Origin of the sequence: Sphingobacterium lactis, assembly GCF_051951495.1 — a bacterium.
GTDB lineage: Bacteria > Bacteroidota > Bacteroidia > Sphingobacteriales > Sphingobacteriaceae > Sphingobacterium > Sphingobacterium lactis_A.
In genome coordinates, this window is record NZ_JBNHAS010000001.1 from 509,089 (window position 1) to 523,689 (window position 14,601).

Sequence of the window (14,601 nt, forward strand, 5' to 3'; positions counted from 1 at the left end):
CAACACTATGAAATTAAGATTAGCCATATATTTCATGATAACACTAGTTGGGTCAAGTGTTTTAGTTTCTTGTTCTAAGTTCTTCGAAATTGAGCCTTATAACAGCATTATCGAAGAGGATTTTTATAAGAGCCAAGAGGATTTAAATGCGGCTGCTTTGGGGATGTATGCTGCGATGAGTAAAGATGTTCATAAGTATTTGTTATGGGGTGATGCTCGTGCGGATATGGTAACTTCAGGTCAGGAGGAACCTCAACCTTATATTAATGAATTTGTCTTGAACAATGTTAGTGCTGAAAATCCATTCGCAGATTATAATGGTCTGTATGAAACTATCGCTCGTTGCAACCGGCAATTGGATTTTGTATATGATGTGGCAACCTATGATGATAAACTGTTGGACAAGGCTGCGAATGCCTATTATGCTGAGGCATTATTACTTCGGTCATTATGTTATTATTTTCTAGTAAGAACATTTGATCAATTCCCAGTTATTCGCTCTCAAAGAGGAGAGGATATCAGCTATTTGGATGAGCGAGGAATACAAGTAAAAAGTGGTAGTAGTAACTTGAAAATTACGGATTTGCCAGGCCTTCAGAAGTTTCCCGAAGATAAGCGAGAGATCTGGCTTATGATTTATAATGATGTTTTGAAAGCATTAGGAATGATACCATTAAATTTTGAGTGGAATAAAGAGTCTTTACCTTCTGAAGATAGATATGGTAGAATCTCACAGCCGACAGCGGCTACTTTTGCAGCTGAACTAGCTATTTGGTTGGGTGAATATAGAACGGCCTCAGCATTTTGTAACTCACCAATCACGAATAATCAACATTCTTTAGGTACAGCAGGTGCATGGCCAAGCCAATTTACAGGAAGTTTTGCTAGTCAACATAGCATGTTTCTTCTAGGATATCGTTTTGATAATAGCTTTGAAACTAATCGTCTGCAAGAATTTACATCTAATCTTGCCTCAGAAGGGGGTAAGTATTATTTAAAACCTGCATCTCAGGTGATTAATAGCATTTTTGCTTATGAAGGGAATGACATCAGAACTAGCTTTAGCTTTAAGGTTTTTGAACAAGATACAGTAATCTGGAAATACATTGGATTAGATAATGTATCCTCAAGGCGTCCAGCCTACCGTAGTATTGCTAGTTGGCAGATTTTCCGTTCTGCAGATGCTTGGTTACTAAAAGCAATCGCAGATCTGCAGCTCAATGATTATGCCTCAGCATTTAATTTTTTAAACATGGTTCGTACTGCTAGAGGATTAGTAAAGTATCTCCCAACTGATATTGATTATACGAATAAAACTTTGATGATGCAGATCATATTCAATGAACGTGCAAGGGAGTTTGCCTTTGAAGGGAAGCGATGGTACGATTTGATGTTATGGTCTAATATTGCTGGTGAAAATATCTTGGCAGATAAGGTTTCCCGAAAATACAATGGGGAGATGCGGACTGATATTTACAATAAATTATCAGATCAGAAAAATTGGTTCATTCCAGGTAAACAATCTAATTAACAATTTTTAGAAGATTAAATTATGAACAGATTAAGCATTCAATTTACTTTCCTATGCATATTCTTTTTATTAATGGGTTGTTATAAAGAGGAACATTGGGGATTTCCTGGGCCATTTGAAGAAGAAACGGTTTTACCAGATAGCTTGCCTTTTCCTTTTGACAAAGATAGACAAGCTGGGGTATGGTTAATGAAAGATGGCAATGCAATGGACGATAAGATTCTTTTCAAAGGTTTTACAGATTTTTATGCAGCAGGAGATACCTTGTCATGGATTAAGGAGTCTAACGGTATGCGGTTGATTCAACATCGAAACCCTTATCCTGTTACCAATGCTGATCATGTGGGGGGAAGAGAAAATAGCTATAGAAATAACTGGGTTGTATCTAAGACTTTTTTGCCAGTAGGAAAAGGACATCGTTTTTACATGTATTTTAAGGCAAGTATAGGAACTTTTAATGGTACTGCAGCTGGTATTGTCTTGGGTAATAGTTGGGAGAATGGTAAAGAATTTATATTTGGCTTTGATGGCTTTTCAAATATTGCCCCTCAATTCTTTTTAGATTTATATGAACGGACTTTCACTGTTAACCCCGAAGCAGGTTGGCCAACAGTAAATGAAGTCATTACTCCTGGAATCCCAGCAGAATTTGAAACGGTTATTGTTGATAATTTATTCTATATCAAGGTCAATGGAGTATTATGTTTTAAGATGCAATTGCCTGATCAAGCTTTGTATTATTACCCGGCAGCTATAAGACCATGGCGAAACTTTTTAACTATTCATGATTTTTATTTCGAAGCTTCAGATACATATTCTTATAATCAAGCATACACTCAAAAAGAACAAGGTTATAATTTCATTCAAAGACCCTCTTTAGTTACAGCTAATGATGGAAGTATATTGATGTTTGCTGAAGGAAGAGGCGCTTATGATAATAGTGTAATGCGGGTAGCACAAACAAGTAGGGCAATAGGTGATGTTGATATTATTCTTAAAACCTCAACTGATGGAGGATTGACATGGAGTAAAGAAAAACAAATTGTTGCAGGTGAATCCAATAATTTGACCTATGCAAATCCGCAGGTAGTTAAAGCTAAAAATGGTGATGTAATACTACATTACAATAAAATAGGCTATTTATTAAGTGGTACGACCTATAACCTAGATCCAATTCAACTGAGGATATATCAACGAGTTTCCAAGGATAATGGTAAAAGTTGGTCTGCTGAACAAGATATTACATCCCAAATTAAACTGACTAATATCGGTGTTCAACATGTTTCTGGTCATGGGATTACCATGAAAAACACATCTCAATCTGGAAGGTTATTGATGCCAATTCAATTCGATAATAACCAAGCAGGAGTAGCCTATTCGGATGACCAAGGTCAAGTATGGAAAGTTAGTATGTTATCTGGGACAAATTTGCGTAGTCCTTCCATTGTTGAATTAAATGATGGTCGATTAATGATGCTGCTCTCACATACTGCTGTTACGCCTAAAAATAAACTAGTCGCCTACAGTTCTGATGCCGGAGTAACTTGGACAAAACCTGCAACTTTTTCTAATGGTTTGGTTACTGGAGAGTTTGGACATACTTTTCCTGCAGCTTTTGTGTCCAATTCTGATGGTAAATTATTCTGCATCACACCACAAAATAGAGCTTCTGATCCTCGAACTTACGGTATGAGTCCAGTTTTTGCCAACACACCAATTTTATATACCAGTGAGAATTTTGGAGCTGAGTTTAATAAGATAGGACCACTTGTTGAACACTTGACACATAATAATTATGTTGTACCAGTAGGTAATATTGATGCTGTTGTTTTGAATAATGGTAAGGTATTAATTGCTTCCGATGGTGGAGTAAGTACACCATATGAAAGTATTGTCACTTATATCAAATGATCAGGAGGAAAGATATGAAACGAAATAAAATGCTTACAGTGTTATTGACATATATTGGTTTAACATTATTTAGCTCCTGTAAAACAGAAGGTACAGGGATGCTATCTATGGGGGATTTTGAGAAACCAGAAACTGAGTTAGAAGGCGAGGAGGATACAAGTAAAATTTATGCAAGTCTTCGTCTTTTTGAACAAGGAAAAGAAGGATATCATTCTTATAGAATTCCAAGTTTATGTCGGTCAAATAACGGAAATCTAATAGCCTTAGTTGAAGGTAGAAAACATACTAGCTTGGATTATGGAGATATTGATATTGTATCAAAAATTTCCACAGATAATGGTAAAACATGGTCCGCCCTTAAAGTGGTTATCGGAACTGGAGAGGGGACTTGGGGTAATCCAACAATTGTTAATGATGAAGAGAAAGGCCGTGTTTGGTTATTCGTATCATGGAACAGTGAATTTCACAGTCAAAATGGAGGCAGTTTTAACGGTAAGGATTATCCGGCTGTTAGCAAATGGGGAGATCGAAAGGTATATAGTCTTTTCTCTGATGATAATGGTTTAACTTGGACAACTCCTATTGATCGTACAGAAGAGCTACTCCCGAAAGACTTTATTTGGGATGCGGTAGGACCTGGATCAGGAATACAAATTGCTCAAGGACCTAATAAAGGTCGCTTAATTATCCCTGCAGGTGAACGTAATATTTACAGTGATGATCATGGGGAAACCTGGAAGTATCAACGTATTCCCAAAAACACCTTTGAGGGATCCATTGTCGAATTAAGTAGTGGTTTGCTTATGCGCAATGATCGTGCTGTGCTTGGAACATGGAATAGAGGAAAGTTTAGATATATCTCAAAAGGAAATATTGAAGGAGGATTTTCCAATTTTATAGCAGATAGCAAATTAATAGATCCCAGGTGCCAAGGCTCTATTTTGAGACTTTCTTTCCAACCTAATCTAATTGCATTCTTAAATCCAGCAACAAACGATGGCGATGGAATGCCTAATCGTTGTCAGATGATAATAAGGCTAAGTAAAGATGATGGTAAATCTTGGTATGCCTCAAAGAAATTAGAGTACGAAGGAATAGAACCAAATGACTTATGTGCGCTAGGTTATGGAGGTTATACCAGTATGACTAGAATCAATGATAAAGAGCTTGCATTAATGGTCGAACAAGTAAATCAACCAACTGCAGGTGCAGCTATTAATAGAAGGCATTCCATTGACTTTCAGTATGTAAATGTTAATTGGATTACGAAGCCTTAAAATGAATACCCACAAAGAATCCAAATTATAATGACTTAACAATTTGTTTAAATTGTTAGATTAATAGATTCTTTTTATATTATTTTGTAGAACATATTATTTTTTTTAAAGAGTTGACTATGGCAACAAAAGATTTATTGAATGACCTAAAACCAATCCAAGTAAATACCCGAGTAGATTTAGTTGAAAGTCAAATTCGGGAATACTTAGATAAGAAAGGTTTAAGAGCGGGAGATACATTGCCTACAGAAATGGAACTTTCAGAAGCATTAGCTGTAAGTAGAAATGTACTTCGAGAAGGCCTTAGTCGACTTAGAATGTTGGGACTAATTGAATCCAAGAAAAAGAGAGGTATGACATTAACTAGCCCTGATATTCTTGGATCTTTTGAACGGGTTTTAAATCCACAATTGATGGATAATGCCACTTTGCAAAACCTATTCGAGTTACGATTAGTACTCGAATCGGGACTTGCAGACTTATTGTTTCTTCGAAAGACAGAAGCTGATATCAAAGAATTGGAAGCCATCGTAAAAAAAGAAAAACCTGCTGCAACAGACGTATTTCGAGTCAATAGCGAAATCTCGTTCCATGGTAAATTATATGAAATGACCGGTAACGAAACATTAAAAAGATTTCAAATTATGCTTCTACCTGTATTTGACTATGTCATCAAAAATGAAAATAGAAGTATTCGATCAAACATTACCCACGCAGATTTAGTGGAAATTCTAAAAAGTGGTACAAAGGAAGAGTTTGTACTTGCCATGCGAGAGCACCTAAGACCTCATTACGAATATTTAAAACCTTAACCTTTAAAAAATATAAGGAATCTATGGATACCTTATATTTTTTTTGCGATTTTTAATGTAGTACAAAAGTACTATTAAACCTAATCAACTAATTCATGAAAAAGATACTATTAAGCTGTTTCTTACTAGTCACGACGAGTGTTAATGTGTTGTTTGGACAACAAATTACATTGAGCTCAAAAGTTATAACTGCACCAATTCTAGCTGACCAAGACATTAATGTTCTTAGAAAAATTCAAATTTCGACTAATAAGGATCTCTCCAATCAAAAATTAGAAATAGGGTATAACTTGGATGCCACAGCAATGAAATCTATTCAAACAATTGAAATTTGGGAATCCATAAAAGATACCAGTCTTTTAAAGTCTAGTAACAAAAATAATTATAAGCGTTTGGTTGAATTAAAAGCTAAAAAAGGCCAAAATGCAATAAAATTCAATGTTGATCTAAAATCTGGCTTAAATACTTTTTGGTTAAGCATTAAAGCTAATCAGGCAGAACAATTGACAGAAGAGTTTAACATAAAGCAAAACTACGTTCGATTGAATGGAAAAAGGATGATTTTTAAAGGGCAAGATATCAGTAGTCATCGATTAGCTGTAGCAGTTCGCCGCCATAAACAAGACAATGTGCATACCAGTCGTATCCCTGGAATAATTACTGCAAAGGACGGAAGTTTAGTTTCTATTTACGATGCTCGATATGAATCGGGTAGAGATTTACAAGGCCATATGGATATTGCAGTCTCTAGAAGTTTGGATAAAGGATTAACATGGCTACCTATGGAGATTGCTATGGATATGAAAGAATTTGGCGGGTTACCCGAAAAATTTAATGGGGTTTCTGATGCAAATATTCTATTGGATGAAAATAATGGTGATATCTATATCGCAGGATTATGGATGTATGGAGTAATTGATGAAAAAGGAGATTGGTACCCAGGCATTAAGGATGGTAAGGAGATATGGAACCATCAATGGAAGACTAAAGGGTCACAACCGGGATTTGGTATTAAAGAAACATCGCAATTCTTAATTGTAAAGAGCTCAGATAACGGGAAATCATGGTCAGAACCCATCAATTTAACAGAGATGTGTAAACAAGAAGATTGGTGGTTATGGGCACCAGCTCCAGGACATGGGATAACGTTAAAAGATGGTACACTTGTAATTCCTACTCAAGGAAGATTGAACAATGGTAAGGCATTCTCCAATATAACTTATAGTAAGGATGCAGGTAAGACATGGAAGACTTCTAAACCAGCCTTAGATAGATCGACTACCGAGTGTATGGCAGTAGAATTAGAAGATGGTAGTATTATGCTCAATATGCGATCCAATTTAAATACAACCCAGAAGGGTGATGATAATGGTCGTGCAATTGCTACGACTTCCGATCTAGGTAATACTTGGACTGAACATCCCACTTCACATAATGCTTTAATAGAACCTACCTGTATGGCCAGCATTCACAGACATCAATATATAGAAAATGGGGAAAAGAAAACCATGTTGGTTTTTTGTAATCCCAACTCAAAATATGACCGTGTGAATATTACCTTAAAAGTTAGCAAAGACAATGGAAAAACTTGGCAAACCAAGGTGTTGTTAGATGAAGGCAAAAGTAGGGGATATTCTTGCATCACCTCGGTAGATGAAAATACAGTAGGAGTATTGTATGAAAGTAGCCAAGCCGACCTCGTATTTCAACAAGTTTCAATTAAAGATCTACTCTAAAATTACATACATGAAAAAGATAAAAGGATTAATTGCCGCTACGTTTGCTGCTTTTAAGGAGAATGGAGAAATCAATTTAGATATTATTCCTGCATATGTCGATTATTTATTGGCGCAACAAGTTGCTGGAATTTTTATATGCGGTACTAATGGGGAAGGGCCTAGTTTGAGTACAGAAGAGCGAATGATGATTACTGAAAAATATTTGGAGGTAGTCCAAGGTCGCATGTTAGTTTTTGTTCATGTAGGACATAGCAGTATTGAAGAGGCTCGAAAATTGGCTAAACATGCTGAAAATCATCGTGCTGATTATATATCGTCTGTATCTGCATTTTATTTTAAACCAAGTTCAGTTTCAAATCTAGCGGATTGTATGGCATATATTGCTGCAGCTGCACCAAATACACCTTTCTTCTATTACCATATCCCAGCTGTTACAGGAATTGCCATAGATATGATTGAATTCTTGGAATTGGCAGAAGAAAGGATTCCCAATTTTGCAGGAATTAAATATACCGCCGCAACCATTCACGAGTATCAAGCATGTTTACATTATAAAAATGGAAAATATGATATCTTATTTGGGTATGATGAATTACTACTGCCTGCCCTGGCTGTAGGTGCAAAAGGTGCCATTGGAAGCACGTATAACTACGGTGCAAAGTTATACAATAAAGTGGTGCAATTATTCGAAGAAGGTAAAATCCAAGAGGCTGAGCAATTACACTATCATGCAGTAGAAATGATAAGATTACTTGTCAAATATGGTCCTATACCTGTTCAGCGAGCCATTATGGAAAAAGAAGGTTTAGCCTTGGGCAATTCAAGATTACCACTTCGAAACCTTTCAGATGAAATTAAGCAAAAATTGTATGCTGATTTAGACCAATCTAAATTTTTATTAACAGTACAGCAATCATAAAATGAGCAATGAAAACATGGATAAAAATATGCGTATTTATGATAATTAGTCAAACCACATTTGGACAGGGGAAAAAGGTTGTTTGGGAGTGGAAGCAATTGCCTGCTATTCCTGATGCTATAGGATTTGCAGGAGCTTATTCTGGTATTGTAGAAGGTCAACTTATTGTGCTCGGTGGAGCAAACTTCCCAGATGGAAAGGCTCCTTGGAATGGAGGTAAAAAAGTGTGGACAGATCAAGTTTTTATGCTAAAGGATGAGACTCAACAAAATTGGATTAAAGGAACTCCGCTTCCTCAACCAATGGGATATGGAGCTTCAATAAGCTATGAGAACAAGATGTATATGGCGGGAGGAAGTAATGAATTGGAGCATTTAAATGAGGTTTATGAAGTATCATGGAATTTGGAAATAAACAATTTGACTTATAAACTCATCAATCATTTACCAAAACCTATTGCAAATTGTGCCTCCATATTAATTGGGGACTACTGGTATATTGCCGGAGGAATTGAATCACCGAGCTCTAAGGAAGCTTCAAGCATCTGTTGGAAATTAAACATGAAAAATCCAGAGGCTGGTTGGGTAGATTGTGCTGCTTTACCAGGAAAAGGTAGAATGCTTGCTATTCTTGGTGAAAATGGGAAACAACCTTTCATTTTATCTGGAGTAGCTTTAATAAATGGTCAACGTGAATATTTAACTGATGCATATATCTTAAAGGGTGAATTATGGGAAAAAGTGACTGATTTACCTCAATCTGTTGCCGCCGCATCCTCACCCGGTTATTATGACACCGTAACTAATAGTTTTTTTGTATTTGGTGGTGATGATGGTGAATTGGCGAATGCTAACCTAAAAGAGAATCATCCAGGATTTTCAAACAAAATATTGCAGTTCTGTACAGAAAAAAGGGAATGGTTTAATAACCCTATTCCAGAAGGAAATAGTTCTTCTGAATTAAAATTCCCTGTAACCACTAACTCTACCATTTGGAATGGGAAATTGGTTATTCCTATGGGAGAAATTAGACCAGGAATTCGAACACCTCAGGTCTTGATCGGAAATATTAAAAGAGAAAAATAATGGATTTAAACTCTAAAAGATATGCATGGCTATTAGTAGGCCTGCTATGGGTTGTTGCTTTCCTTAATTATTTTGATCGCATTCTTATAACCTCGATGCGTGATCCCATAGTAGCCGATTTTAATCTTTCAGATGCGCAATTTGGATTATTAACTTCGGTGTTCTTGTGGTCATATGGCGTTGTCAGTCCTTTCGGAGGATTTTTAGCAGACCGGTATTCGCGAAAAAAAGTGATTATTCTTTCGGTGATTATTTGGTCCTCAGTAACCCTATGGACAGGTTATGTGCAATCATTTCCAGAAATGCTCCTTACTCGTCTGCTAATGGGTATAAGTGAGGCTTGCTATATTCCTGCTGCATTGGCTTTAATCACCGATTACCATAATCAAAAAACTCGTTCATTGGCTACCGGATTGCATATGTGCGGGTTATATACTGGTTTAGCATTAGGTGGATTAGGAGGATATATTGCTGAATTTTGGGGTTGGAGATATGGATTTCATGTTTTTGGTCTTTTTGGAGTTCTATATTCATTAGTATTGATCTACTTCATCAAAGATAAACCTGTTGAAAAGGAAGAGAAAGTTAAGGATAATATAGAAACCAATAATGACTTTTCCATCAAACAAATTCTTTCTGCACTTTTTAAACTACCCTCATTTTATATTATCCTTATTTATTTTGCTGTGTTAGGTATGGCAAATTGGTTTGTAAATGGATGGTTGCCTACTTTTTTAAAAGAACATTTTCATTTAAATCTAGGAGAAGCGGGTATTTCAGCTACAGGTTATATGCAAGTTGGGTCATTTATAGGTGTTATTGTTGGCGGAATAATTGCCGACCGTTGGGTACAAAAAAATCCGAAAGGTCGTGTCAATGTTATGATTATAGGATTTGCAATTGGAGCTCCCTTCCTTTTTATAATGGCTTCCACTCAAGTATTTATTCTTGCTATCGTAGCTATGTTGATTTTTGGATTGGCAAGAGGATTTAATGATGCCAACCTGATGCCTTTACTTCGACAGGTCGTTGATAAACGTTATATAGCAACAGCCTATGGCTTTCTAAATTTCTTGAGTACCATTGTCGGTGGTTTAATGGTATATTTAGGAGGTGCTTTAAAGGATGCGCAGATTAGCCTATCAATAATATTCCAATGGTTAGCAGTATTATTGTTCATTGTAGCACTAACCTTGATTGGTGTAAGAATTCATCAAAAAAACTAGTTATGAAAAAGCAGTTATTTTCATTGTTATGTTTGTTCATCACAACATGCAGTATTCAAGCTCAAACATTAAGATTGCCAAACTTTTTCTCTGATAACATGGTTATACAGCGAAATACAAATGTGAAGTTTTGGGGTTGGGGTAAAGCTGGTCAGAAAGTTACTTTAGTACCTTCATGGTCCAAAGATAGTGTGCATACCACCATAACAGGGAATGCAACATGGAAAGCAGAGCTTCCAAGTCCAAATGCTGGCGGTCCTTTTAACATTGAAATACTTTCACAGAAACAAAAAATTACGCTTAAGAATGTTTTGGTGGGAGAGGTTTGGCTAGTTTCTGGACAATCCAATATGCAATGGTCAGCAGAACAGAATCTTAAGCAGATGAAGGACATTCTACCTTCAATTGCTAATGATAAAATTCGATTATTGCAAATAAGTAATATTGCATCTCAATCAGAACAAGAAAATGTTTTCGATTCTTGGCATGTATGTGATTCAAGTTCTGCAGCGAGTTTTTCAGCAATAGGTTATTTTTTTGGCAAAAAATTGCAAGATGAATTAAATATTCCGATTGGGATAATAAACTCCAGTTGGGGTGGCAGTTCAGCAGAATATTGGACTCCTGCTAAAGTAGTTTTTGCAGATAAAGAACTTACTGAATTAGCTGAATTGCAAAAAGTCGCTCCTCGAAAACCTTATCAACCAGGGGTGTTATGGAATAGTATGTTATACCCTTTTGCAGGTTTTCCTATTGCAGGGGCTCTATGGTACCAAGGTGAAGATAACACCATTTCTTATCAAGGATATGATAAGTTAATACATGGAATGGTTAACTCATGGAGAAAGTCTTGGAACCTAGAATTCCCTTTTTATTTCGTTCAAATTGCACCATTCCAATATAAATATGAAAAACCAAATGCTGCTTTACTTCGGGAACAACAATCGAAAACAGCATTGTCTTTAAATAAATCAGGTATGGTTGTGGTCACGGATTTAGTGGATGATATAAAAAATATACACCCACAAAAGAAAAAGGAAGTGGCTTTACGATTGGCGGATTTAGCATTAGTAAATGATTATGGAGTTAAAAAGAATGATTACCAATCGCCAATCTATAAAGATTATAAGATTGAAGGAAATAAAATTAGAATTCGATTTAATCATCTTAATGGTAAATTGAAAGTCGAAGGAAGTGATATAGCAGAACTATATATTGCAGGTCAAGATCAGAAGTTTTATCCGGCAAAAGGTAAAATTGAAGGGAATGAACTAATAGTGTCTTCAGACCAAGTAAAAAAACCAATTGCTGTTCGCTTCGGTTTCAGTAATACCGCCATGCCTAATTTATTCAATGAAAATAGACTTCCTGTTGCTCCATTTAGAACAGATGATTGGTCGTTTTAATCAAATATTTTGATCTATTTTCGACCATTATATTTGCTCAAATGTCAAATCATTTCTCTATCTTGAAAGAAGCCCAAAACGCTTCACACAATACACTGAGAAAATACTATGGAAGAACTAAACGAAAAATACGTCCGCGATCTGATTATTAAACTTGGTTTAACTGATACCATAATAGAAATATATGATGAACATATTTCGGATGAAATAATAGCAGAAGAATTGGGCTATAGTTGGAGTAAGCCATATACCATTTTAGAACTTCCTGCCGAAGATCAGCAAGAATATGAGGTTGATAACTATATTCCACTATTGTCTATTAATAGTACTCAGATTATAGCCTATGATGTTGATCGAGAAGGCTATATCAAATACGATGTTGAGCAAGGCTTAGACGATTTAACTTGTTATACATGGGATGGTGTTCTATTAGAAGAGCTTACATTTTGGTGGGAGAATGAGGTGGAAGAAGAAGATATTGAACATTTTGCCAAGAAGATAGGACTTAAGCATTATGCTCCAATCCTAAAATCATTGGAAGAACATTCCGAAGCTGGTTTGATAAGCACATTTGAAACACAGAAAATCTGGTTTGAGAAGATGTATAAGGAATTCAATCTCAAAAAATAAGAGATTGATAACTAATAAAATAAATAGCGTATTTCTAAAACAGGAATACGCTGTTTTTATTAATCAATGATGACATTTATTCCTTGTTCTGTTAATTTTGCTAATCCGGTTTTAAATTCATTGATAAACTCTTCACTATGACCATTCCAATTACTCACTTCAGCAATTACTTTAAAAGGATGAATTGATCGGTAGGACTTTGTGGGATTACCCGGGAATTTCTTGTCTGTAACGTTAGGATCATCTTCCAACTCACCTGTAGGCTCTACCAAATAGATACGTTCTTTACCTTCTCCTTGAGCGAGTTCGGCAGCTAAAATGGCAGCATGAAGCGTAGAAGAAACATAAACGTGTTTTAATTTCTTTTCAATAAAATTGGAAGTATATCCAACTTGAATGAAATCTCCAATTTGTAAATCTGACTTGGTTCCATGGAAATAAGTTTGGGCAAAAGGACTTGGTAATATATTCTCTTGATTTTGGTCTTTGTTCGGGTTATCCATGTTATTGAGTTAGGTAATAAGCGTAAATATAAAACATCAACGAATGTATCTGTTGCATATTATCTAACAAAAAAATAACATTTTAATCTAACTCCAGTATATTACTTCAGAATATTTGTCATTACTCTAATTAATCACCTCCAATCATTTTAGAGCTCATTCCTCTTTTCATGCCTCGTTCTGCAAGGAATATTCCACCAAAGTGTAAGACAATAAAGATTGGGAACCAATAAACGCCCCATTTATGTACAGTCTCGATGCTTTCCTTATAATCAGTAAAGAAACCTTTCTCTATGCAGATACCTGTTACAGCTGAAATAGCCAAAAAGAAATAGAAATATACATAAGTCAATCCTTGAAGGCGTTCCTTTAAGGACTGGTTTTTAAGGAAAGGATTAGGAAAGCGAATTCCTTTAACAAGCATATAGATGATACGAGCTATAAAAGAAAATATCATGACATGGGCAAACAATTCATGCCATTCCCACATTGGCCCTCTTATGAGTTTCACTATACTGGAGAGTTGATCTTTATTTAAACCAGGAGCGTTTTGTTCTACTGCTGTGATAATACTATTCTTACTCATCCAATACATACGTAGAAATCCAGTAATGAATAAGACCGGCATGGCAAAGGCCATTATCCAATGTAAAAGCCGATGTAAGACTGTAAATTTTCGATTAGGATTCATTTTATTTGATCATTAGAATTATTTGAAATATTGGTTGTATAAACTATAGGATTGTTGTAGTTGACCGATAAGATTTGCAGTCTCTACAGAATCGGTGCTATTGCCTAATGACTTCACTAATTCCATATGGGGTAGTAACCATTTATGCAATTCCTCGTGTCCTTTACCTGTCATGGTACAACTCTTGACAATTTGTTCATTTTGTTCGGTCAATTTTGTAGCAAGCACTTTTGCATCCTTATTACTTGCTTTATCAAAGTCAGTAAGCAAATCAGATCCTTTCTGCACAAAAGGTCTCATTTCCACATTTACTAACCATTTATCGCCATTGTTTAAGGACAATTCTTGGCTAGCACCATCAATCAATACGTGTTCATGTTGTGGTTTTTCAGGTTCGGTAGTAGGAACTTGTTTTTCTGTTTTTTGTTGGCATCCCCATGCCGATGTAGCCAAAAGGCCAATAATAATTAGTTTTCTCATAGCTGATTATTTAACTGTATTTAATACAGGTTAAATTAATCAATAACTAGGTAATCAAATATGATTCAAATCGTTTTTCCAATGCCTGTTTGAAGAATGGCTAATAAATTGCCGGAAACAGGGAATAGCTATGTTTATTGAACTTTTTTTACCCAAAATAGATACAAGGATTACCTTTAAATGACGAATGAGAATTACACTTTCAAAGCGCCTTTCCAACAACAAATTATTGATTATTCTTTTTATAGCTACAGCTATGTTAATTTTGAATATTTAATGAAAAATCGCTCTTTACTTTATTGATAAGGATGTAAAAATGATTATATGATTCTAGTTTAAACCAAAATAATGACAAAGCTTAAATTCCAACATAATTAATTCTTTTTTAATT

The 14,601-nt window shown here is 35.5% G+C and carries 13 protein-coding genes; 10 read left to right on the forward strand and 3 right to left on the reverse strand.

All coding sequences use genetic code 11. From position 1 onward, the window contains the following. Positions 1 to 7: 7 nt before the first annotated feature. From ACP6L2_RS02070 to ACP6L2_RS02115, 10 genes are all read left to right on the forward strand, one after another. Entirely contained in the window at positions 8 to 1,531 is a 1,524-nt protein-coding gene (locus ACP6L2_RS02070) for a RagB/SusD family nutrient uptake outer membrane protein (RefSeq protein WP_440507654.1), read from the forward strand. A gap of 21 nt (positions 1,532 to 1,552) precedes the next feature. Continuing rightward, positions 1,553 to 3,442, forward strand: a complete 1,890-nt coding sequence (locus tag ACP6L2_RS02075; RefSeq protein ID WP_440507655.1) for an exo-alpha-sialidase — start codon at positions 1,553 to 1,555, stop codon at positions 3,440 to 3,442. 14 nt (positions 3,443 to 3,456) lie between these two features. Beyond that, positions 3,457 to 4,719, forward strand: coding sequence for a sialidase family protein (locus ACP6L2_RS02080; protein WP_440507656.1), 1,263 nt, complete (start codon positions 3,457 to 3,459; stop codon positions 4,717 to 4,719). A 119-nt stretch (positions 4,720 to 4,838) separates the two neighbouring features. Beyond that, on the forward strand, positions 4,839 to 5,531 hold the full coding sequence (locus tag ACP6L2_RS02085) for a FadR/GntR family transcriptional regulator (RefSeq protein ID WP_440507657.1): 693 nt from the start codon (positions 4,839 to 4,841) through the stop codon (positions 5,529 to 5,531). Positions 5,532 to 5,626: 95 nt separating this feature from the next. Next, the gene (locus tag ACP6L2_RS02090; protein ID WP_440507658.1) at positions 5,627 to 7,267 is read left to right on the forward strand and encodes an exo-alpha-sialidase; all 1,641 of its coding nucleotides are present in this window, start codon (positions 5,627 to 5,629) and stop codon (positions 7,265 to 7,267) included. A gap of 10 nt (positions 7,268 to 7,277) precedes the next feature. After that, the gene (locus ACP6L2_RS02095; protein ID WP_440507659.1) at positions 7,278 to 8,189 is read left to right on the forward strand and encodes a dihydrodipicolinate synthase family protein; all 912 of its coding nucleotides are present in this window, start codon (positions 7,278 to 7,280) and stop codon (positions 8,187 to 8,189) included. Positions 8,190 to 8,227: 38 nt separating this feature from the next. Continuing rightward, positions 8,228 to 9,274, forward strand: a complete 1,047-nt coding sequence (locus ACP6L2_RS02100) for a galactose oxidase (protein ID WP_440507660.1) — start codon at positions 8,228 to 8,230, stop codon at positions 9,272 to 9,274. After that, the gene (locus tag ACP6L2_RS02105) at positions 9,274 to 10,500 is read left to right on the forward strand and encodes an MFS transporter (protein WP_440507661.1); all 1,227 of its coding nucleotides are present in this window, start codon (positions 9,274 to 9,276) and stop codon (positions 10,498 to 10,500) included. The genes ACP6L2_RS02100 and ACP6L2_RS02105 overlap by 1 nt, the downstream gene beginning before the upstream one ends. Before the next feature lie 2 nt (positions 10,501 to 10,502). Continuing rightward, positions 10,503 to 11,906, forward strand: a complete 1,404-nt coding sequence (locus tag ACP6L2_RS02110; RefSeq protein ID WP_440507662.1) for a sialate O-acetylesterase — start codon at positions 10,503 to 10,505, stop codon at positions 11,904 to 11,906. A 108-nt stretch (positions 11,907 to 12,014) separates the two neighbouring features. Then, a complete protein-coding gene (locus ACP6L2_RS02115) occupies positions 12,015 to 12,536 on the forward strand; it encodes a hypothetical protein (protein WP_440507663.1) in 522 nt (173 codons plus the stop codon). 59 nt (positions 12,537 to 12,595) lie between these two features. On the opposite strand, the gene arr is transcribed toward ACP6L2_RS02115, so the two are convergent. From arr to ACP6L2_RS02130, 3 genes are all read right to left on the reverse strand, one after another. Next, the gene (gene arr / locus ACP6L2_RS02120) at positions 12,596 to 13,039 is read right to left on the reverse strand and encodes an NAD(+)--rifampin ADP-ribosyltransferase (protein ID WP_440507664.1); all 444 of its coding nucleotides are present in this window, start codon (positions 13,037 to 13,039) and stop codon (positions 12,596 to 12,598) included. Between the two features lie 130 nt (positions 13,040 to 13,169). Further along, on the reverse strand, positions 13,170 to 13,730 hold the full coding sequence (locus ACP6L2_RS02125) for a cytochrome b/b6 domain-containing protein (RefSeq protein WP_440507665.1): 561 nt from the start codon (positions 13,728 to 13,730) through the stop codon (positions 13,170 to 13,172). Positions 13,731 to 13,748: 18 nt separating this feature from the next. Next, on the reverse strand, positions 13,749 to 14,210 hold the full coding sequence (locus ACP6L2_RS02130) for a hypothetical protein (RefSeq protein WP_440507666.1): 462 nt from the start codon (positions 14,208 to 14,210) through the stop codon (positions 13,749 to 13,751). Between the last annotated feature and the right edge of the window lie 391 nt (positions 14,211 to 14,601).

What these genes read in the sequence shown, in the direction of transcription:
- ACP6L2_RS02070 (WP_440507654.1), top strand. Translation starts at nt 8, where the DNA reads ATGAAATTAAGATTAGCCATATATTTCATGATAACACTAGTTGGGTCA.
- ACP6L2_RS02075 (WP_440507655.1), top strand. Translation starts at nt 1,553, where the DNA reads ATGAACAGATTAAGCATTCAATTTACTTTCCTATGCATATTCTTTTTA.
- ACP6L2_RS02080 (WP_440507656.1), top strand. Translation starts at nt 3,457, where the DNA reads ATGAAACGAAATAAAATGCTTACAGTGTTATTGACATATATTGGTTTA.
- ACP6L2_RS02085 (WP_440507657.1), top strand. Translation starts at nt 4,839, where the DNA reads ATGGCAACAAAAGATTTATTGAATGACCTAAAACCAATCCAAGTAAAT.
- ACP6L2_RS02090 (WP_440507658.1), top strand. Translation starts at nt 5,627, where the DNA reads ATGAAAAAGATACTATTAAGCTGTTTCTTACTAGTCACGACGAGTGTT.
- ACP6L2_RS02095 (WP_440507659.1), top strand. Translation starts at nt 7,278, where the DNA reads ATGAAAAAGATAAAAGGATTAATTGCCGCTACGTTTGCTGCTTTTAAG.
- ACP6L2_RS02100 (WP_440507660.1), top strand. Translation starts at nt 8,228, where the DNA reads ATGATAATTAGTCAAACCACATTTGGACAGGGGAAAAAGGTTGTTTGG.
- ACP6L2_RS02105 (WP_440507661.1), top strand. Translation starts at nt 9,274, where the DNA reads ATGGATTTAAACTCTAAAAGATATGCATGGCTATTAGTAGGCCTGCTA.
- ACP6L2_RS02110 (WP_440507662.1), top strand. Translation starts at nt 10,503, where the DNA reads ATGAAAAAGCAGTTATTTTCATTGTTATGTTTGTTCATCACAACATGC.
- ACP6L2_RS02115 (WP_440507663.1), top strand. Translation starts at nt 12,015, where the DNA reads ATGGAAGAACTAAACGAAAAATACGTCCGCGATCTGATTATTAAACTT.
- arr (WP_440507664.1), bottom strand. Translation starts at nt 13,039, where the DNA reads ATGGATAACCCGAACAAAGACCAAAATCAAGAGAATATATTACCAAGT.
- ACP6L2_RS02125 (WP_440507665.1), bottom strand. Translation starts at nt 13,730, where the DNA reads ATGAATCCTAATCGAAAATTTACAGTCTTACATCGGCTTTTACATTGG.
- ACP6L2_RS02130 (WP_440507666.1), bottom strand. Translation starts at nt 14,210, where the DNA reads ATGAGAAAACTAATTATTATTGGCCTTTTGGCTACATCGGCATGGGGA.